Source organism: Cryobacterium lyxosi (assembly GCF_004403345.1).
GTDB classification, from domain to species: domain Bacteria; phylum Actinomycetota; class Actinomycetes; order Actinomycetales; family Microbacteriaceae; genus Cryobacterium; species Cryobacterium lyxosi.
Window position 1 is genome coordinate 215,968 of record NZ_SOGT01000006.1, and the last position, 18,830, is coordinate 234,797.

An 18,830-nucleotide genomic window follows, 5' to 3' on the forward strand; every position below is an offset into this window, starting at 1 on the left:
AAAGAAGGGACTTTAGTCCTACCGCAGCAATCCGAGTTCGACCAAAACCGGCCCGGCAGGTTTTCCGTGCGGGAGGCTGGCGATGACGAGGTCATCCAGCTCGCGGTAGAAGGCATCCCGAGCCCGGCGGAGGGCGGCGCGCAGGCCGCATCCGCTCAATAAGGGGCAGGGTCCGTCGGGCGAGTCGCAGGCGGCGAGGTCGGTGCGCGTGTCGAGCTGCCGCAGGAGTGCCCCCACGGTGACCTCGCGGCCGAGTGGGCTGATGCGCACGCCGCCGCTCCGCCCTCGAATGGCCTCGACCAGGCCGAGCTCGCGCAGGCGCAACAGCGCCTTGGCCACGTGGTTATAGGGGGTGTCGACCTCGGCGGCGACCACTCGCGAGGTGAAGGTCACAGTCTCCGGCGCCGCGCAGAGCAGCATGACGACGCGCAGGCACACGTCCGAAAAAGCGTTGATCCTCATGCCTTAACTGTAGATGCGCCCGTCCCTTTCGCCGAGATGAGAGAGAATGGGGCAAGTGAACACTGAGTCGGAGACACTGTTTGAGGTAATCCGCTTCGTGGACCTGGCCGGTGTGCTCGCCAACGCCATTCTCGGCGGGGTCGCCGCGCGCACGGCCCGCCTCGACATCGTCGGTTTCGTGGTGCTGGCGATCATGAGCGGGCTCGGCGGCGGCATGATCCGCGACACCCTGCTGCAGCAGGGCAGCCCGGCGGCACTGCTCGACCCGGCCTATCTGATCTTTGCCATCCTCGGCGGGGTCATCGCCTTCTTCGTCACGTTCAACGGCCGGTGGACCCGACGGGTGCTGTTGCTGCTTGACGCGCTCGCCGTGGGGTGCTGGGCGGCGGTGGGTGTGCAGAAAGCGCTTGATGCCGGTCTCGGCTGGCTTCCGGCTATCCTGCTCGGTATGATCACCGCGGTCGGCGGCGGTATGGTGCGCGACATCATGCTGCTCAAGGTGCCGACGATCTTCGGCGGCAATACGCTCTATGCCACGAGTGCCCTGCTGGCGAGCGTCGAGATGGTGATTCTGAGCAAGCTCGGGTTCGTGGCGGTTGGTACCGGCGTGGCCATTCTCAGCGGCGCCGCGCTGTCGCTGCTGGCCAAACGCTACGGCTGGATTCTGCCGACCGGCTACGCGCTGCGTATTCCGGGGCCGATTCTGCTTTTGAACCCCCGCGTCTGGCGCCAGCGTCGGCTCGACGCGCGCACAGCCCGCAACGGCATCTTCCCCGACGATCCGGGTGCGTCGGCCTGACCGTCACGGTGTCTGTGAGGGTGCCCGCTCCGGGTTCAGCACCGCGAGCGTCGCCGCGTGCAGCAGTGCATTGGTGGCCAGGGCGCTGCCGTGCCAGGGGCCGGGCTGGCCATCGACCGAGGTGAACGTGCCGCCGGCCTCCTGCACGATCGGCGCGAGCGCGGCCATATCGTAGGGCTGCAGGTCGAATTCCCCGGCCACGTCGAGGTGGCCCTCGGCGAGCAGCATGTACGACCACATGTCGCCGTAGGCGCGGGTGCGCCAGACTTGGCGGGACAGCGTGACGAGCTCGTCAAGGTGCCCGGCTTGATCCCACTGCTGCAGGCTGCCGTAGCTGATGGATGCCTCGGCGAGGGTCTCGATGCCGGAGACGCGCAGGCGGGTGGGTGCGGCATCCGCCTGCGTCGTGTCGATAGACCAGGCGCCGCTGCCCACTGCCGCCCACCAGCGTTTGCCGAGTGCAGGGGCGCTGACCACGCCGAGCACGGGAACGCCGTCGATGGCGAGGGCGATGAGGGTGGCCCAGATCGGGATACCACGGAGGAACCCGGCGGTGCCGTCGATGGGGTCGATGATCCACTGGCGCGTGGTGGACCCGGCGGTACCGAACTCTTCGCCGAGGATGCCGTCGTCGGGGCGGTGTTCGGCGAGCAGGTCGCGGATGGCGCGTTCGACCGCCTGGTCGGCATCCGTTACCGGTGTGCGGTCGGGTTTGGTCGTCACGACCAGGTCGAGCGCGGTGAAGCGGGCGCTGGAGATGGCGTCGGCGGCTTCGGCGAGGTCCAGCCCGAGCTGGAGGTCGTCGGAGAGGGCGTAGATTCGCGGTTCGGTCACCCTCCCAAGGATAGTAATTTCGTGAGCGGATGCCGGTCACCGCCCCTGTGCGACCTCGATTGGCATCGAGGCCTCTTGGAGTGTTAGGGTTACACGTTGCCGCGGGTCATTCCGCTGCCTCACACGCACCTCTAGCTCAATTGGCAGAGCAACTGACTCTTAATCAGTGGGTTCCCGGTTCAAGTCCGGGGGGGTGCACACGTTTCACGTAACGCCCGGTCAGATGTCAAATCTGACCGGGCGTTTTCTTCAACCCAGCTTGTTCGCCAGCGCTTCACCAGCGGTTTCGTTTACACGTTCGGCGTGCCGGGGTTGTAGTAGCCGACAGCGACCAGAACCCCGATGCTCGACTATTCGCGCGCTGCGCGCTGCACCGACGCGTCATGTTCGGTGTGTGCCGCATGGAGAAGTTCCATCAGTCCAGCCTTGTCTTTGGCCAACTTCTGATACTTCGGCCGGAGTGCGCGCAGGGATTCTTCCTCCTGAACCAGGGCCGAGTACACGCGGATGCGCTCGGTGTGGTCCTCGGTGTAGTCGAGGTCCAAATAGTTGATTGCGTGGCGTCGGGCGTTGGCGATAATGGTCTGCGCCCGGCCGGCCGGGCTGAGCAGCGACGCGAGCACCGTGACCACGAGCACACCGATGATGACGGTCAATGAGAGAGCTGTACTGATTTCGAACACCGGTACCGGTTCACCGCCGTTGATGAAGGGCAGGTTGTTCTCGTGCAGGGCATGGAGGATGAGCTTCACGCCAATAAAGGCGAGGATTGACGCAAGACCGAAGGAGAGGTAGATCAGTCGGTCCAGCAGCCCATCGAGCAGGAAGTACAGCTGTCGAAGGCCGAGAAGTGAGAACGCGGTCGCCGTGAACACGATGTAGACGTTCTGAGTCAGGCCGAAGATGGCGGGGATCGAATCGAGAGCGAACAATAGGTCGGTACCAGCGATCGCGACCATGACGAGGAGCATCGGGGTCAGCGCTCGTTTGCCCTCATACACGGTGAAGAGCTTGTCTCCGTCGTAGTCCGGACTGGTGTGAAAGATTTTGCGAGCGATTCGCACCATGAAGTTTTCAGACGATCGGGACTCTGAACTCTCCGGTTTGAGCATGTTGCCCGCGGTCATCAACAGGATGATGCCAAAGAAATAGAACACCCAGGCGAATGAATTGATCAGCGCTGCGCCCAGGAAGATGAATCCGGTACGGGCGATAAGCGAAAAAGTGATGCCGAACAGCAACACCTTTTGTTGGTCTTCGCGCGGGACTCGAAAACTCGTCATGATGATGAGAAAGACAAAGAGATTGTCGACCGACAGCGCTTTTTCGGTGATGTAGCCAGCGAAATACTCCGCACCCGGCGTGGCACCGCCCACGATGAGAACGCCCAGCCCGAAGATGATGGCAATCCCCACGTAAAGCGAGGACCAGATCGCAGCTTCCTTCAGAGTCGGAGCATGCGCCTTCCGTACGTGAAAGACGTAGTCGAAAGCAAGGAGCGCGACGATAGCCGCGATGGTCAAGATCCAAGCGAGGGGCGAAACATCCATTTTTGCTGCTTTCAGTCAATAACGGGCCGCATTCGGACGTTCAGGGAAGACGTTCTCTTCTCTAACGGTGGTAGAGAGACTACGTGAGCCGGTCGCTCAGGGCGACAGTTCGGGGAGGTCGTGTCGGGATTCATGCCGGGCATCATCGACCGTTTCTTGAAGGGGCCGTCTAACGGGCGATTCGCTTCCTGATTGTTCATAAGCGAAAGGACGGAGCCCGGCATCAGTTTCTCGAATGCTCGCAGACCAGAAAATTCACGTCGCTAGACTGGCTCACGTTCACCCCTACTCAACCGCATCGACGCGGAAAGGTCTTCTATGCCCCGCACGGATTCGATCAACAGCATCTCGGGCGAGAGCACGAGAGTAGAGCCGGGTGTCGGCGCGGTCGCACCCCCTGATGGCGACGGCGAAGTGCTGCTGCAGCGCGATGGATCGCTCGCCCGCATCATCCTGAACCGGCCACAGGCGCTCAACGCGCTGACGCACGGCATGATCCGCGCTATCGCCAAAGCCCTCACGGAGTGGGCCGACGATCCCGCTGTGCACACCGTTTTGCTTACCGGAAGCGGAGATCGTGCTCTCTGCGCCGGCGGCGACATCGTCTCGATCTACCGTGACGCCCGCACCGCTTTCGGCGGTGACCCCCACGAGAACGATCGATTCTGGGCAGATGAGTACACGCTCAACGCGCAGATCAAGCGGTACCCCAAACCATTCGTCGCCCTGATGGACCGCATCGTGCTCGGCGGGGGAGTCGGGCTCTCCGGTCACGCCTCCTACCGCGTCGTGACCGAACGCACCCGACTCGGTATGCCCGAGACCACCATCGGCTTCGTGCCCGACGTCGGCGGAAGCTACCTCTACTCGCGCATACCCGGTGAGCTCGGCACTCACCTCGCCCTCACCGCCGCGACCATGACCGGCGCCGATGCGATCACGCTTGGCCTCGCCGACAGCTTCGTCGACTCGGCTCGGCTCGATTGTCTAGTCGACGCCCTCAAACGGATGTCCGCTGCCGACGCCATCGCCGAGCACGCCGCGACGGTCGTGCCCCCCGGGCCGCTCCTGGGCGAGAGGCCTTGGATCGACGAGTGCTACGCCGGTGACGACCTGCCCGTGATTATCGACCGGCTGCAGAAATCATCCGTGGCGGCTGCCCGCGCAGCAGCCACCGCGATTCTGGCCAAGTCGCCGACCGCCGTCACGGTCACTCTGGAGTCGCTCCGCCGCGCGCGGAACCTCGGCACCCTTGAAGAGGTGCTCGAACAGGAATACCGGGTGTCCCTGCGCATGGTGGCCGGGCACGACGTGATCGAGGGCATTCGTGCGCAGGTCATCGACAAGGACCGCACTCCCCGGTGGCAGCCGAGCACCCTGGACGCTGTCAGTGACACTGACGTGCACGCCCACTTTGCGCCGCTAGGCGACCGCGAGCTGCGCTTGCCGCGCCCGCGCGACTTCGAACCGACACCGACCACCGAATGAAAGGCCACCACGTGAGCGATAGCACCCCAACCACTGCACAATCGGATACCTACGACAACATTCTGCTCGAGCGCCACGGCCGCGTCGGCGTCATCACCCTGAACCGTCCGAAGGCGCTCAACGCCCTGGACTTCGCCACCATGCAGGACGTCGTCGGTGCCGCCACCCGGCTCGATGCCGACCCCGAGATCGGTGCGATCATCATCACCGGTTCGGAACGCGCCTTCGCAGCCGGCGCCGACATCAAGGAGATGTCGACGATGACCTATATGGATATGTATCTCGCGGACTGGTTTGCCGGCTGGGACCGACTCGCGGCCGTGCGCACGCCGGTTATCGCCGCCGTCTCCGGCCACGCCCTCGGCGGCGGCTGCGAACTGGCCCTGATCTGCGACTTCATCATCGCCTCCGACACGGCCACCTTCGGCCAGCCCGAGATCAAGCTCGGCGTCATCCCGGGCATGGGCGGGTCCCAGCGTCTCACCCGCGCAGTCGGCAAGGCCAAGGCGATGGAGATGATCCTCACCGGCCGCACCATCGGCGCGGTCGAAGCCGAACGGGCCGGCCTCGTCGCCCGCATCGTGCCGGTTGCCGACCTCATGACCGACGCACTCGCCACCGCCACCGACATCGCCGCGAAATCGGCGCCGATCGCCATGCTCGCCAAGGAGGTCGTCAACGCGGCATACGAGTCGCTGCTCAGCAACGGCGTCCACTTGGAACGTCGCCTGTTTCACTCGGTGTTCGCCACCGATGACCAGAGCGAGGGCATGGCCGCCTTCGTCGAGAAGCGGCCTGCGGTCTTCACGAACCGCTGAACGCCCGCTAACGACCCGGCTTCCAGCTGTACTCGTTCTCGGGCCGTCCCGGCGTGCCGTAACGGGGAGCGCGCAGCACCAGGCCGGAGTCAGCGAGATACTCCAGGTAGCGCCGTGCCGTCACGCGCGAGAGTCCGAGCGGCTCCATCAGCTCACTCGCCGACACGGGCCTGGCCTGCGCCTGCAGGTACCTGACCACCGGGTTCAGGGTCGATTCTGCCAGCCCCTTGGGCCGGGGAATGTCGGTCGGCGCGCGCAGGCTCGCAAAGGCGTGATCGACTGCCGACTGCGTCACGACGGATGCCTGCCCGTGCAGTTCCGCACGAAAGTCCCGGTAACTCGACAATTTCGTAGCGAAGGTCGAATAGGTGAACGGCTTGATCAGATACTGCACGACTCCGGCCGCGATGGCTCCGCGCACGTTGTCAAGGTCGCGCACCGCGGTGATGGCGATAATGTCTGTGGCGAGGCCGGCTGAACGGATGCGCCGACTCACGTCGAGCCCATGGCCGTCGGGCAGGTTCATGTCCATCAGCACAAGGTCGATCGGCGTTCCGGCCGAGGAAGCCGCTGCGACGCGACGAAACGCGTCCTGCCCGGTGCTTGCCGTGCCGGCCAGCTCGAAGCCGGCCAGTCGCCCCACATAGACGGCATGAGCCTCGGCGGCGAGCGGCTCGTCTTCGACGACGAGCACGCGAATGACCGGGAGCGCGGCCTCAGCCATGATGGATCTCCACCCGGGTCAGGTCCGAATGCGTTTCGGCCGGAATCGTCACGGTGAAGACGGCGCCCTCGCGCCGCCCGATGGTGAGCGTGCCGCCGAGGCGGGTCACCGCCTGCCGCACTAAAGCCAGGCCGAGACCACGGCCGCCGCTCGATCGGCTCGGCAGCGTGATGCCTGTTTCGTGACCGCCCGCAGCCGGCAGGTCCGCTTGCGTGAGGCCGGAATTTTTGGTGCTGAAACCGAGTCGAAGCACATCGTCGATAATGTCGGGACTCACGCCATCGCCGCTGTCGGCGACCTCGATCACGACGGCCTGCTCGGTAGATGACACCGTGACAGAGACACGACGAGGGTCCGGGCCGGCGGCCGCCGCGTCGAGGGCATTGTCGACCAGATTGCCGAGCACGGTCACCAGGTCCTGAATCGACAGCCCGGACCGGGTGAGGGTGCCGGATGCCGTGACGGTCAGGGCGATTCCCAACTCATTGGCCTGCGCCGATTTGCCCATGATCAGGGCGCTGATCACCGGTTCGTCCACCGAACCGACCATCTCATCGGCGAGCTGCTGGCTCAACTCGAGATCTTTCGTGGCGAATTCGAGAGCCTGATCGGTACGGCCGAGCTCCATCAGGGAGACGATCGTATGCAATCGATTGGAATGCTCGTGGGTCTGCGCCCGCAGCGCGTCCGAGAGTGTGCGCATTGACTGCAACTCGCTGCCGAGGTTTTGCAGGTCGGTGTGATCACGAATCGTCGCCACGAATCCCATCGGGGTTGCCCGGGGCCCAGTCGCCGAGGTTGATGAGGCTATGGCGGGTTCCTGGCTGACCACGAGCACCCGCGTGCCGGTGACATGAATCTCATCGAGCGCGGTGCGGCCGCTCCGCAGCAACTCGCCGAGGCTCGGCGGCAGACTCAATTCGGTGAGGGTGGGCGGCCGCTCGTCGCTGCCCGCAGCCGGCCGCGGCGGAATGCCGAGCAGGCGCGCGGCCTGATCGTTGTACAGAACGAGATCGCCGCGCAGGTCGACCAGCACAAGCCCCTCACGCACCGAGTGCAGTACCGAATCGTAATAGACGAAGAGTTGCGCGAGACGCTCCGGTCCCCAGCCCAGGGTCACCCGGCGCAGATAGCGCCCGATCAGCCAGGTCACCACCGAACCCGAGGCGAGCAGCCCGAGAGCCAGACCGAGCACAGAGGGCAACCGGGCGTTCACGGCGATCGTGATGTTGCTCGTCGTGGTGCCCACCGCGACGAGCGAGCGCACGGTGCCGTCGGCATCCGTTACCGGCACCACGGCACGAACGGATGGCCCGAGCGTTCCCGTACTGATTTCGGTGAAGGAGGTTCCGGACAGAGCCGGCTCGATGGCGCCGATGTATTTCTTGCCGATCTCGGTGTCGGTGGGGTGCGTCCAGCGGGTGCGGTTTGGAGCCATGATCGTGATGAAATCGAGCCCCGCGTCGGCGCTCAGCTCGAGCGCGTATGGCTGAAGCGATTCGCTCGGATCGGCCGACTCGCTGGCCGCGAGCACGAGCGGACTGTCGGCGATGGCGGTGGCGACCGCGAGCATCCGGTTGCCCGTCTCGATATAGCCGCGGTCACGCGCGTCGACGAAGAAGGCCGTTCCGACGAAGACCGTGAGCACAACGATGAACAGTGCGTGCGCGAAAAAGAGCCGCCGGGCGATGCTCCATTCCTTACGCACTGCCTGCCTCTTTCGTGAGCTCGTGAACAATATGACCGTAACCGTGCGCGAGTGCGCTGTATCGGCCAGTGTGGAACGAATTGCACCGACCGGAGCCCGTGCTGGGCCAGGTTAAGCCTAGACATAGGAGTCTGACATGGCATCGACGCCATCAACCCGAACCAAACTTAACAAATCCGGTAAGCCTAAGAAGAGAATCGACTCATCCCACTACCTCTACATGGCCGTCATCATCGCGGTTATTCTGGGTATCGTCGTCGGCTTGGTCTGGGGCGGACCGGAGGGTTTCGCGGTCTCGCTCAAGCCGCTCGGAGATCTGTTCATCGCCCTGATCAAGATGATGATCGCTCCGATCATCTTCTGCACGATCATTCTCGGCATCGGCTCGATCGCCAAGGCTGCCACCGTCGGCAAGATCGGTGGCCTGGCCCTCGGCTACTTTCTGATCATGTCCACCTTTGCACTCGGAATCGGCCTGGTCGTTGGCAACATGATTCACCCGGGCGAGGGCATCGACTTGACGGATGCCACCTACGAGGCGACCGAATCGGCCGACACCAAGTCGTTCCTGCTCGGGATCGTGCCCGCCACCCTGTTCTCGTCGCTGACCAGCGGCAACATTCTGCAGACGCTGCTCGTGGCACTTATCGCCGGCTTCGCGCTGCAGCGCATGGGCCCGGCCGGTAAACCGATTCTCGAGGGAATCGCACACGTGCAGGCCCTGGTCTTCCGCATTCTGATCATGGTCATGTGGCTTGCCCCGATCGGTGCGTTCGGTGCGATCGCCGCGGTCGTCGGTGCCACCGGTATCCAGGCCGTGATCAGCTTGTTCACGCTCATGGTCGCTTTCTACATCACCTGCATCATCTTCATCGTGGTCATCCTGGGCGGCCTGCTCAAACTGGTCACGGGTGTGAACCTGTTCAAGCTCATGCGCTACCTCGGCCGGGAATACCTGCTGATCGTGTCGACCTCGTCGTCCGAAGCCGCGCTGCCGCGACTGATCGCCAAGATGGAACACCTTGGCGTCTCCAAGCCCGTCGTCGGTGTCACCGTGCCCACCGGTTACTCGTTCAACCTCGACGGCACCGCGATCTACCTCACCATGGCGTCGCTGTTCATCGCCAACGCACTCGGCCAGCCCCTCGCCCTCGGCGAGCAGATCGGGCTGCTCGCCTTCATGATCATCGCGAGCAAGGGCGCCGCCGGAGTCTCCGGCGCCGGCCTCGCCACCCTCGCCGCTGGCCTGCAGGCCCACGCCCCGCAACTCGTCGGCGGTGTCGGCTTCATCGTTGGCATCGACCGCTTCATGTCTGAAGCTCGCGCGCTGACCAACTTCACCGGCAATGCCGTGGCAACGGTCATGATCGGTTCCTGGACCAAGGAACTCGACCGGGTGCAGCTTGACCGAGTGCTCGACAAGCTCGAACCGTTCGACGAGCGCACCATGCTCACGCACGGTCACGTGAGCGCGGCGGAGAGCCAGCGCACCACCGAGCAGGCCGCGCAGTCCAAGGTTTTGGAACGCGCTTAAGCATAAATCGCGAGTGTTCGACTCGCGCTAGGGGTGTCGTCCGGAGAAGTCCTCCCGGGCGACACCTCTCTTTTATGCAATCTTTCGGCCCACCGAAAAGTCGGTCTGTTAGGCTCATGCACGGTCTTACAACCCTTCACCAGGACGCGCACGCGTAGCCACCATTTGAGATGGAACGGTCGCATGCGTATGGTGAGGCGCCGACGGACGTGATCCCATGATCGCTCCAGCCCACGCTGATTTTCGCGTCCGGGCCGCTCAGTGCCTACCCGTCCGACACGAAAGCACAGCGCTGCGTAGACCGTGAGATCGGCTACGGGGGCGTGCACCGGAGAACGCGTGACCGACAGTATTCCTCGTCCAGAATCCATAGCCGTCAAAGCAGATCGCCTTTACAAAGCCTTCGGGCGCCGCCCGCACGAAATCGTCAAGAAGCTCAAAGCCGGAAAGAGCCGCGCAGAAATCTCGTCTCTCGGCGTGGCCGCCGTCATCGACGCCTCCTTCGAGGTTAGAACAGGCGAAATCTTCGTCGTCATGGGCCTGTCCGGGTCGGGTAAGTCGACCCTCATTCGCATGCTCAACGGCCTGTGGGAGACCACCTCTGGCGCCGTCACCGTCGGTGGCACCGACATCACGCGCGTGTCCGCCAAGGAACTGCGCGACGTGCGCCGCAAGAACATCTCCATGGTGTTCCAACATTTCGCCCTGCTGCCGCACCGTACCGTCATCGACAACGTCGCCTACGGCCTTGAAATCCAGGGTATGGGTCGCACGGAACGCCTCGCCAAGGCCCAAACGATCATCGACCTGGTCGGCCTCGCCGGCTGGGCCGACAACCTGCCCTCCGAGTTGTCCGGTGGAATGCAGCAGCGGGTGGGCCTCGGTCGTGCCCTTGCGGCAGACACCGACGTGCTGCTCATGGACGAGGCCTTCTCGGCCCTCGACCCGCTCATTCGCCGCGAAATGCAGGAGCAGCTCATCGAGCTGCAGGCCGCCCTCGGCAAGACGATCATTTTCATCACCCACGACCTGAACGAGGCCATGTTTCTCGGCGATCGTATCGCCGTCATGCGCGATGGTCGCATCGTGCAGATCGGCACGCCCGAGGAGATCCTCACCGACCCGGCCAACGACTACGTCGCCCAGTTCGTGCAGGATGTCGACCGAGCGCGAGTTCTCACCGCCGCGAGCGTGATGGAACCGGTGCGTGCCGTCGTCACCAAGACGGCCGGCCCCCGGGCGGCGCTGCGTACGATGCGTGACCTGCAGACATCCGTCACCTTCGTGCTCAACCGGGACCGCAGCTTCGCCGGAATCGTGCGCGACCGCGACGTCCTCAAAATGGTCAAGGCCGGGGAAGCCGACCTGCGAACAATCATTCGCGACGATGCAACCACCGTTGCGCCCGACACTGCTCTGGTCGATCTCGTCGAGCCTTCCGTCGGCAGCGACCTGCCCATTGCGGTCATCGACTCGAAGAATCGCCTGCTCGGCGTCATTCCGCGCGTGACCCTGCTCGCGGCAATTGGCAACGTCACCACGAGCACCGGCGAACTGCCGGTGATCCACCCACCGGCGACTATTCCGGTCAATGTTATTACCGATATTTTGCGCGACACCGCGCTGGACGGAGCCGAAGCGTGAACGACTTCCGTATTCCCCTTGGCGCCGTGATCGAATCCTTTATCGACTGGATCACGGTTACTTTCGGGTTTGTTTTTGATTTCATTCGCCTGATTGTTGACGGTGCCTTCGAAGGCGTCGTGTTCGTGCTCGTCGCGCCGCCATTTTATGTGATCATCGCGATTGCGGCGGCCATCGGCTTTGCCGTTCGCGGCTGGAAGTTTGCCGTGGGAACCGTGATCGGCCTCGGGCTCATTCTCGGCGTCAATCAGTGGGAGAACGCGATGGCCACCCTCGCGCTCGTTCTCGTGGCCAGCATCATCGCCATCGGGCTGAGTGTTCCGCTCGGTGTTCTCGCCGCCAAGTCTTCTGTCGCCTCGAGTGCCATCCGGCCGATGCTGGACTTTCTGCAGACTATGCCGGCGTTCGTCTACCTGGTTCCGGCCCTCATCCTGTTTCGGGTCGGCGAGGTTCCCGGCATCGTGGCTACGATCATCTTTGCCATGGCGCCCGGTGTGCGGCTTACCGAACTCGGAATCCGCGGCGTCGACAAAGAGGTAGTCGAGGCCGGCCAGGCCTTCGGCGCGAGCCCGTGGCGTATCCTCAGGCAGATTCAGTTGCCGTTGGCAACGCCGACGATCATGGCCGGCATCAACCAGGTCATCATGCTGGCGCTCTCTATGGTCGTCATAGCCGGCATGGTCGGCGCCGGTGCTCTCGGTGGTGAGATTGTGGCCGCCCTGTCGCGCCTCGACGTCGCCCTCGGTTTTGAAGCCGGTTTCGCCGTGGTCATCCTGGCGATCTTCCTGGACCGTGTCACCGCCGCGCTCGGCAATGGCAGCACCCCGCTCGGACGCATGCTCGCTGCCCGCAAGGCCAGTCGCGCGGCTGCGAACTCTGCAGCACAGCCGGCAAAAGTACCAGCATCGGCTCTCGTCTGACCTGGTCATTCCGAGCCCCTCCTCCCAACGGATGCCCGGCATTCGTTCCATGTGTGCCGGCTCCACGTGAGCTGGCGCACGCACCACGAGTCAATCCCCAGTCACCCGCAGCGGGTGGCACGAAAGGAAGACGCATGAAAATTCGTTCAACACCCCTTATTGCCCTTGGAGCGGTTTCGCTCCTCGCCCTAGCGGGCTGTGCCGCCGAAACCGAGGTCGACACGGTCGGCAACGGCAACGACGACCAGAAGAACGTCACCCTCGCCGTGTTCAACGGCTGGGATGAAGGCGTCGCGGTCTCCGAGCTGTGGAAAGCCATTCTCGACGAGAAGGGTTACAACGTCGAACTCGAGTACGCCGGCGTCGCTCCCGTCTACGAGGGCCTCTCCACTGGTGACTACGACCTCACCATGGATATCTGGCTGCCCGACACGCACGGCGAGTACCTGGAGACCTATGGCGACGAGATCACTGACCTGGGCGCCTGGAACAACGAATCCAAGCTCACCATCGCGGTGAACGCGGACGCCCCGATCGACTCGCTCGCCGAGCTGGCCGAGAACGCTGACCTGTTCGGCAACCAGATCGTGGGCATCGAAGCCGGCGCCGGCCTGACCGCCGCGACCGAAGACCGCGTTATTCCCAGCTACGGCCTTGAGGGCATGGAATTCACCACGTCGTCGACGGCGGCCATGCTGACCGAACTCAAGGCAGCAACGGATGCCGGCGAGAACGTCGTCGTGACCCTCTGGGAGCCGCACTGGGCTTACGGTTCGTTCCCGATCAAGAACCTCGAAGACCCCGAGGGCACCCTCGAGTCCGTCGAGAGCCTGCACTCCTTCGGCAGCGCCGACTTCTCGGAGAAGTTCCCCCAAGCCAGCGGCTGGATCGAAGGCTTCGAGATGGACCTCGAAACTCTGTACACCCTCGAAGAAGCCATGTTCGTCGACTACGAGGGCTCGGACTATGCCCCGATCGTCGCCCAGTGGATCGAAGACAACCAGGAGTACGTGGACGGCCTCACCAGCTAGTCACGGGTTCTATACGCAGAACGGCCCGCGTCCTGGGACGCGGGCCGTTCTGCGTATTGTCGTGGAGTAGAACTGTCGATAGGTACATGATTTTGATGTAACGTCGCCGTGGTCAGCCATCAGGTTTTCATGGAGTTCACCGGAGCGACTATCGGTACAGCGGAGGTGGTGTCAGCCACGCCGGGTGCGGAATCCCCAACGTTTGTCGCCTAAGCGGAGTCGCGCCAGACAATAGGTGTCTCGAGAAGGATGCCGTCGGCCGGTTGCTCTTCACCGCGCAGCTGGCCGAGCACGCACTCGGCTGCTCGCTCGCCCAGGCCGAAGGCTGGCTGGTGCACGGTCGAAAGGTGTGGCTGGGTGCGCAGCGCCCAGGAACTGTCGTCAAATCCGACGATGCCGACGTCACCGGGCACGCTGCGCCCGGCCTGGCGGAGCGCTTCGAGGGCTCCGGCAGCCACGGCGTCAGAAGCCGCGAACACCCCGTCAATCAGTGGGTCGCGTTCGAGCAGTGCGCGCATGCCCTGCACCCCATCGGTAAAGGTGTAAAGCGGTACGCGGGCAACGAGAGCCGGGTCGAAACGGTCGCCCAGGGCATCCGTAAAGCCGGCCAGGCGGTCCGCGCCGGAATCGCGATCGAGTGCGGCGGCAACCATGCCGATGTGCTGGCGTCCGGTCTGCATGAGGCGTTCGGTGATCGCGCGCGCCGATGCCCGGTTGTCGATTCCGACGAACGGCAGAGGGCTCTGCTCTGGCGGATGTCCCACGAAAGCGGCCGGAAGGCGCAGCTTCTCGATGACTCGGGTGATGGGGTCTTCTTGGCGGGCGGATACGATGATGACCCCGTCGACGAAACCACCGCTGAGGTAGCGGGCGACGCGGTCGGTGTCGCGCTGGGAGTCGATGACGAGGCTGACCATCTGGTAGTCCGAGCGGGAGAGCACGGTGTTGGCCCCGAGCAGGATGCCGCCGATGTTGGGGTCATCCAGAAATAGCGAGTGTGGCTCGTGCACGATGAAGCCGACCGCTTCCGAGCGCTGCATGACCAGGCTGCGCGCGGCGTTGTTCGGTACATAGCCGACCTTCTCGATGGCGGCTTCGATGGCGGTCCGGGATGAAGCCGAGACGTAGGGCTCGTTGTTCACGACCCGGCTGACCGTGCCGCGGGACACGCCGGCCTCCACAGCGACATCGTGGATCGTCGCGCGTTTGCGTCGAGATGGGATTGTCACCATCTGATAACCATAACGCTCCCGAACGAACGCCGCGCTTGACAGGACCGGCGGAAGATACTTAGTCTGTGTACGTTCACAGAGCAGTCAACAGTGTGTCGCCAATACGGCTTGCACGCCACAGTCAGGGAGCGCATGAACTCGCGAGTAGCCACTTCGAACGAGACGGCCACGGTCACCCCGTTCGTGCACGAGGGCATCGCCTACGGCTGCGACTACAATCCCGAGCAGTGGGGTCCCGAGACGTGGACCGACGACGTGCGCCTGATGCGCGAGGCCGGCGTTGACCTCGTCGCCATCAACATCTTTGGCTGGTCCCACCTCGAACCGCGGGCGGGCGAATACGACTTTGCCACCCTCGACACGATCCTCGACCTCTTGCACGCCAATGGCATCCGGGTCAATCTCGGCACCGGCACCTCTTCGCCGCCGCCGTGGCTGACCACGCTCCACCCCGAGATGCTCCCGGTCACCGCAGACGGCACCACCCGCTTCCCGGGCGGCCGCCAGGCCTGGTGTCCGAGTTCGGCCGTGTTTCGTGAGCACGCGCTTGCCCTGGTGGAGAAGGTCGCCGAGCGGTACGGCCACCACCCGGCCGTCGCCCTCTGGCACGTGTCCAACGAACTGGGCTGCCACAACGCGCTGTGCTACTGCGATGACACCGCGGCTGCGTTTCGCCGTTGGCTGCAGGCGCGCTACGGCACGATTGACGCTCTCAACGCCGCCTGGGGTACGTCGTTCTGGAGCCAGCGCTACGGCCAGTGGGCCGAGATCCTTACCCCGCGGCTCACGCTGTCCAGCAGGAACCCCGGCCAGGTGCTCGACTTCCACCGGTTCAGCTCGGCCGAATTGCTCGACTACTACCGCCTTGAGGCCGAGGTGCTGCGCCGCCACTCGAACGTGGCTGTGACCACCAATTTCATGGTCACCGCGCACATCCGCAACCTCGACTACTGGTCTTGGGCCGGCGATATGGACATCATCGCCAATGACCACTACCTCGACCATCGCCTCGCCGATCCAGCCCTCGAACTCGCTTTCGCCGCTGACCTCACCCGTGGGCTCGCCCAGGGGGAGCCCTGGCTGCTCATGGAACAGGCCACCGGCGCCGTCAACTGGCAGCCGCATAACCTGGCCAAGGTGCCCGGCGAGATGACTCGCAATTCCCTCGCCCACGTCGCCCGCGGCGCGGACGGCATCTGCTTCTTCCAGTGGCGCGCCTCCCTGCAGGGGTCGGAGAAGTTCCACTCCGCCCTGGTACCCCACGCCGGTACCGACACCGTGCTCTGGCGCGAGGTCGTAGCCCTGGGGGCGACCCTTGATCGTCTCGCCGAGGTCGCCGGCAGCCGGGTCGTCGCGGATGCCGCGATCATCTTCAGCTGGGAAGCCTGGTGGGCCGGCGACGGAGAATCCCGTCCCTCCCACGCGGTGCGCTATCTCGACCAGGTGCACGCCGCCTACACGGCCCTGCACCAACTCGGCGTCACGGTCGACATCGTCTCGCCAGACGCCGACCTCTCCGCGTACCGCCTCGTCGTCGCCCCGTGCCTCTACCTGGTCTCTGACGCGCAGGCCCAAAACCTGGGTTCCTATGTCGCCGCCGGCGGCCACGCCCTGATCACTTTTTTCAGCGGCATCGTCGACGAAGACGACCGGGTGCGCACCGGAGGCTACCCCGGCGCGTTCCGCGAGATCCTCGGCATCACGGTGGAAGAATTTGCCCCGCTGCTGCCCGGCCACGTTCTGACCCTCGACTCCGGCGCGTGCGCGAGCCTCTGGAGCGAACGCCTGCGGGTCGACACCGCCGAGGTGATGGCGCGCTATGTTGACGGGCCGCTGCCCGGCATCCCTGCCATCACCCGCAACGGGCACGGAGGCGGCACCGCCTGGTACGTTGCGACCGCGCTGGAGGCCGGTGCCCTGAGGGACCTCGTGCGCACGATTGCCGAGGAGGCACGCGTCACCGCGGTTGGCCCGGAGAGCGCGGGAACCATCGAGGTCGTTCGCCGAGTGAACTCCACCGGCAGCTACCTGTTCATCATCAATCACGGTCACGGCGACGTTGAGCTTCCGGCCTCCGGCCACGAACTCGTCACCGACGCACCCGTCGGTCGAATCGTGCACGTGCCGGCCGGAGCCGTCCGCGTGATCAGAGAGGACCCCGCATCATGAGCGCACCTGTCGTTCCTTTGACGGATACCCCGGGCAGCGCCGCCCGAAAGCCCCGTGCCACTCAGCCCGCCAAGGCCGCCGGAGCGAAGCCCCGCGTGCAGCACAAAGGAGCGATCCTCGCGTTCGTGCTCCCGTTCGGCGCGCTGTTCGCCTTGTTCTACCTGGTGCCGATCGGTTATGCGATCTACCAGTCACTGCTCGTGATCGAGCGTGAGGGCACCTTCGGCCAAGCCACCCAGGTCTTCGGCGGACTTACCCAGTACATCCTGGTCTTCCAGAACGGGCCGTTCTGGGCGTCGATTGGCCGGGTGCTCGCCTTCGGCGCCGTGCAGGTGCCGATCATGCTCGGACTCGCGCTGCTGTTCGCCCTGCTGCTGGACTCGCCGCTCGTGCGCGGCAAGAAGTTCTTTCGGCTGGCTTTCTTTGTTCCCTACGCGGTGCCCGGCGTCATCGCCGCGATCATGTGGGGCTACCTCTACTCACCCAACCTGTCACCGTTCAGTGCCGTCACCGAGAACATCAACTTTCTCTCGGCGGACCTCGTGCTCTGGGCCATCGCCAACGTCGTCACCTGGGTATTCGTGGGCTACAACATGCTCATCATCTACTCGGCACTGCTGGCAATCCCGGCTGAACTCTACGAAGCCGCCCGCCTCGACGGCGCCGGCCAGCTCCGCATCGCCTGGTCGGTGAAGATCCCGCTGATCATGCCGGCCATCATCCTGACCGCGATCTTCTCGATCATCGGCACCCTGCAACTGCTGGCCGAACCCCAGGTATTCCGCAGCTTCAGCTCGGCCGTCACCAGCACGTTCACCCCGAACCTGACGGTCTACTCCACCTCATCTATCCCAAACTTCAACCTGGCCGCGGCGTTCTCCGTAGTGCTGGCCCTTGCGACGTTCATCCTGTCGTTCACATTCCTGAAGTTCACCCAACGGAAGGAAGCCAAGTGAGCACCCTGAGCACCACCACTGACGGCAAGCCGGCACGCGGCATCCGTTCCCTGGAGGGTAAAACGCCGCGCGCGCAGCGCGAGAGCCCGTTCGCCCGGGTCAGCGCCATGGTCGTCATGGGCGTGTTCACGCTCTACTTTCTGGTTCCGATCTGGTGGCTGCTGGTCGCGGCCTCGAAGAACCGCTCCCAGTTCAACAGCACGAACCCGCTCTGGTTCGCCGACTTCTCCCTGTTCGAGAACATGGCAAACCTGGTGGCCTACCGTGACGGCGTCTACCTCAAGTGGATGCTCAACAGCGCGCTATACGCCGGTGGCGGCGCCCTCGTGGGTACGCTCATCGCCGGTATGTGCGGGTACGCCCTGGCCAAGTACAATTTTCCGGGCCGTGAACTGATCTTCAACGTCGTGCTCGGCGGGGTTCTCGTGCCCGCGACGGCGCTGGCGTTGCCGCTGTTCCTGATCTTCAGCCAGATCAGCCTGACGAACACGTTCTGGTCGGTGTTCCTGCCCAGCCTGGTCAGCCCGTTCGGGGTCTACCTCGCCCGCATCTACGCTTCGGCCAGCGTGCCCGACGAACTGATCGAGGCCGCCCGCCTCGACGGCGCCGGCGAATTGCGTACCTTTTTCACCGTCTCGGTGCGGATGATGGTGCCCGCCCTGGTCACGGTCTTCCTCTTCCAGTTCGTCGCCATCTGGAACAACTTCTTCCTGCCGCTGATCATGCTGCGCGACGAAACCCTGTTCCCGGTCACGCTCGGCCTCTACGCCTGGAACTCGCAGGTCAACCAGATCCCCGTGCTGCGCGACTACGTGCTGATCGGCGCGCTGCTGTCGATCATCCCGCTGATCATCATCTTCCTGCTGCTCCAGCGCTTTTGGCGCAGCGGCCTCAGCGCCGGTTCCGTGAAATAACCACCCCAGCCACACCACCCCGGCCGGATATTCCAGTCGGCTCATTC

At 64.3% G+C, this 18,830-nt stretch carries 16 protein-coding genes and 1 tRNA gene; 11 read left to right on the forward strand and 6 right to left on the reverse strand.

Translation table 11 applies throughout. The features are described 5' to 3' along the window. Nucleotides 1-18 precede the first annotated feature (18 nt). Nucleotides 19-462: an RrF2 family transcriptional regulator gene (locus tag E3T27_RS05915; protein ID WP_104197609.1), complete on the reverse strand. Its 444-nt coding sequence runs from the start codon at nucleotides 460-462 to the stop codon at nucleotides 19-21. 55 nt (nucleotides 463-517) lie between these two features. On the opposite strand from E3T27_RS05915, the gene E3T27_RS05920 reads away from it, so the two are divergent. Then, nucleotides 518-1,261, forward strand: coding sequence for a trimeric intracellular cation channel family protein (locus tag E3T27_RS05920; RefSeq protein ID WP_104197610.1), 744 nt, complete (start codon nucleotides 518-520; stop codon nucleotides 1,259-1,261). 3 nt (nucleotides 1,262-1,264) lie between these two features. On the opposite strand, the gene E3T27_RS05925 is transcribed toward E3T27_RS05920, so the two are convergent. After that, a complete protein-coding gene (locus E3T27_RS05925; RefSeq protein ID WP_134571897.1) occupies nucleotides 1,265-2,095 on the reverse strand; it encodes an inositol monophosphatase family protein in 831 nt (276 codons plus the stop codon). A gap of 125 nt (nucleotides 2,096-2,220) precedes the next feature. On the opposite strand from E3T27_RS05925, the gene E3T27_RS05930 reads away from it, so the two are divergent. Next, nucleotides 2,221-2,293 (forward strand) — tRNA-Lys (locus E3T27_RS05930). Between the two features lie 152 nt (nucleotides 2,294-2,445). On the opposite strand, the gene E3T27_RS05935 is transcribed toward E3T27_RS05930, so the two are convergent. After that, on the reverse strand, nucleotides 2,446-3,645 hold the full coding sequence (locus E3T27_RS05935) for a TerC family protein (RefSeq protein WP_104197612.1): 1,200 nt from the start codon (nucleotides 3,643-3,645) through the stop codon (nucleotides 2,446-2,448). A 318-nt stretch (nucleotides 3,646-3,963) separates the two neighbouring features. Here E3T27_RS05935 and E3T27_RS05940 point away from each other — a divergent pair, with 318 nt between their 5' ends. Beyond that, nucleotides 3,964-5,133 carry an enoyl-CoA hydratase/isomerase family protein gene (locus E3T27_RS05940; protein ID WP_134571898.1) on the forward strand — a complete coding sequence of 390 codons (1,170 nt, stop codon included), beginning with the start codon at nucleotides 3,964-3,966 and terminating at the stop codon, nucleotides 5,131-5,133. Next, nucleotides 5,130-5,951 carry an enoyl-CoA hydratase gene (locus E3T27_RS05945; protein WP_134571899.1) on the forward strand — a complete coding sequence of 274 codons (822 nt, stop codon included), beginning with the start codon at nucleotides 5,130-5,132 and terminating at the stop codon, nucleotides 5,949-5,951. The genes E3T27_RS05940 and E3T27_RS05945 overlap by 4 nt, the downstream gene beginning before the upstream one ends. A 7-nt stretch (nucleotides 5,952-5,958) precedes the next feature. Here the strand turns inward: E3T27_RS05945 and E3T27_RS05950 are convergent, their stop codons facing one another. Together E3T27_RS05950 and E3T27_RS05955 are read right to left on the reverse strand one after the other, a co-directional pair. Continuing rightward, nucleotides 5,959-6,675, reverse strand: coding sequence for a response regulator (locus E3T27_RS05950; RefSeq protein ID WP_134571900.1), 717 nt, complete (start codon nucleotides 6,673-6,675; stop codon nucleotides 5,959-5,961). Beyond that, on the reverse strand, nucleotides 6,668-8,383 hold the full coding sequence (locus tag E3T27_RS05955; protein WP_134571901.1) for a sensor histidine kinase: 1,716 nt from the start codon (nucleotides 8,381-8,383) through the stop codon (nucleotides 6,668-6,670). The genes E3T27_RS05950 and E3T27_RS05955 overlap by 8 nt, the downstream gene beginning before the upstream one ends. Nucleotides 8,384-8,519: 136 nt before the next feature. On the opposite strand from E3T27_RS05955, the gene E3T27_RS05960 reads away from it, so the two are divergent. From E3T27_RS05960 to E3T27_RS05975, 4 genes are all read left to right on the forward strand, one after another. Then, on the forward strand, nucleotides 8,520-9,917 hold the full coding sequence (locus E3T27_RS05960; RefSeq protein ID WP_104197617.1) for a cation:dicarboxylate symporter family transporter: 1,398 nt from the start codon (nucleotides 8,520-8,522) through the stop codon (nucleotides 9,915-9,917). Between the two features lie 339 nt (nucleotides 9,918-10,256). After that, a complete protein-coding gene (locus tag E3T27_RS05965; RefSeq protein WP_194087730.1) occupies nucleotides 10,257-11,561 on the forward strand; it encodes a quaternary amine ABC transporter ATP-binding protein in 1,305 nt (434 codons plus the stop codon). Next, a complete protein-coding gene (locus tag E3T27_RS05970) occupies nucleotides 11,558-12,481 on the forward strand; it encodes an ABC transporter permease (protein ID WP_134571902.1) in 924 nt (307 codons plus the stop codon). The genes E3T27_RS05965 and E3T27_RS05970 overlap by 4 nt, the downstream gene beginning before the upstream one ends. A gap of 134 nt (nucleotides 12,482-12,615) precedes the next feature. After that, on the forward strand, nucleotides 12,616-13,512 hold the full coding sequence (locus E3T27_RS05975; protein WP_134571903.1) for a glycine betaine ABC transporter substrate-binding protein: 897 nt from the start codon (nucleotides 12,616-12,618) through the stop codon (nucleotides 13,510-13,512). A gap of 209 nt (nucleotides 13,513-13,721) precedes the next feature. On the opposite strand, the gene E3T27_RS05980 is transcribed toward E3T27_RS05975, so the two are convergent. Further along, complete coding sequence (locus E3T27_RS05980; protein WP_134571904.1) at nucleotides 13,722-14,744, reverse strand: LacI family DNA-binding transcriptional regulator; 1,023 nt, start codon at nucleotides 14,742-14,744, stop codon at nucleotides 13,722-13,724. Between the two features lie 132 nt (nucleotides 14,745-14,876). On the opposite strand from E3T27_RS05980, the gene E3T27_RS05985 reads away from it, so the two are divergent. From E3T27_RS05985 to E3T27_RS05995, 3 genes are read left to right on the forward strand one after another with little or no spacing between them, the layout of a single operon-like run. Further along, on the forward strand, nucleotides 14,877-16,913 hold the full coding sequence (locus tag E3T27_RS05985) for a beta-galactosidase (protein ID WP_134571905.1): 2,037 nt from the start codon (nucleotides 14,877-14,879) through the stop codon (nucleotides 16,911-16,913). Continuing rightward, complete coding sequence (locus tag E3T27_RS05990; RefSeq protein ID WP_134571906.1) at nucleotides 16,910-17,869, forward strand: carbohydrate ABC transporter permease; 960 nt, start codon at nucleotides 16,910-16,912, stop codon at nucleotides 17,867-17,869. Before E3T27_RS05985 ends, E3T27_RS05990 begins: the two co-directional genes overlap by 4 nt. Further along, nucleotides 17,866-18,783 carry a carbohydrate ABC transporter permease gene (locus tag E3T27_RS05995; protein ID WP_369831160.1) on the forward strand — a complete coding sequence of 306 codons (918 nt, stop codon included), beginning with the start codon at nucleotides 17,866-17,868 and terminating at the stop codon, nucleotides 18,781-18,783. Before E3T27_RS05990 ends, E3T27_RS05995 begins: the two co-directional genes overlap by 4 nt. The last annotated feature ends 47 nt before the right edge of the window (nucleotides 18,784-18,830 follow it).